Source organism: Staphylococcus sp. HMSC62A08, from assembly GCF_001839105.1.
In the GTDB taxonomy this organism is placed as follows: Bacteria; Bacillota; Bacilli; order Staphylococcales; family Staphylococcaceae; genus Staphylococcus; species Staphylococcus caprae.
In genome coordinates this window covers 1-716 of record NZ_KV840063.1, presented here as the reverse complement: position 1 = coordinate 716, position 716 = coordinate 1, and the positions used below count along the sequence as shown (strand labels likewise).

Below are 716 nucleotides of genomic sequence, written 5' to 3'. Positions count from 1 at the left end.
AAACAAAGTAAGTGGTTTACCAGCTGGCGTCGAATTTGATAGTGAGACGAACACAATTAGCGGGACACCGACGAAAGTTGGAAACTATCCGATCACAGTGACAACGACAGATGCCTCAGGAAATGAAATGACAACAAAATTCACACTCGAAGTGGTGGATACAACAAAACCAACGGTGACATCAATTAAAGATCAAACCAAAGAAGTCAACACAGCTATCGATTCAATCAAGGTTGAAGCGACAGACAATAGCGATCAAGCTGTAACAAATAAAGTAAGTGGTTTACCAGAAGGTGTCATATTTGATAGTGAGACGAACACAATTAGTGGCACACCAACAAAAGTAGGCAGCTACCCAATTACAGTGACGACAACAGATGCAGAAGGCAATAAAACAACAACGAACTTCACGATTAAAGTTGTGGATACGACAAAACCGACGGTAACTTCTATTGAAGATCAAACAAAAGAAGTGAATACGCCGATCGATTCAATAACAATTGAAGCAACAGATAATAGTGGCCAAGCTGTAACAAACAAAGTAAGCGGACTACCAGCAGGCGTAAGTTTCGATAGTGCCACAAATACGATTAGTGGTTCACCAATGAAGGTAGGCAGTTATCCAATTGTGGTAACAACAACGGATGAATCAGGAAATGAAACAACAACGAACTTTACGATTAAAGTCGTGGATACAACAAAACCGACGGTTACTT

1 protein-coding gene is annotated in these 716 nt (G+C 40.4%); it reads left to right on the top strand.

What is annotated here, in order from left to right; genetic code table 11:
- Nucleotides 1–716: putative Ig domain-containing protein (locus tag HMPREF3264_RS12195; RefSeq protein ID WP_176746851.1), on the top strand; the 716-nt coding region annotated here is incomplete at both ends.